Below are 236 nucleotides of genomic sequence, written 5' to 3' on the forward strand. Positions count from 1 at the left end.
TCCCTGCCTGATAGACACTTGCTGGGCACTCTTTTACCGGACAACCCCTTTCAGCGGGAAAATGCCATTGCAGCACAGGGTAACCTGTAATACAGCCTGCCGGTAATACTGGCGGAGCAATGGACCCGGCAGAACAGCCGCATCCTGCAGCTGGAAAAAGAAAAGGCAGGTACGGGGCAATACCTGCTGAAACAGCTGCTTAACCCTCATTTCTTTTTTAACTCGCTCAATAACCT

The 236-nt window shown here is 51.3% G+C and carries 1 protein-coding gene; it reads right to left on the reverse strand.

The features are described 5' to 3' along the window. Nucleotides 1–33 precede the first annotated feature (33 nt). A partial coding sequence (locus KVT36_RS32220; protein ID WP_217607513.1) for a hypothetical protein occupies nt 34–236 on the reverse strand: 203 nt, incomplete at its 5' end.

The organism is Chitinophaga sp. GbtcB8 (genome assembly GCF_019091455.1).
In the GTDB taxonomy this organism is placed as follows: domain Bacteria; phylum Bacteroidota; class Bacteroidia; order Chitinophagales; family Chitinophagaceae; genus Chitinophaga.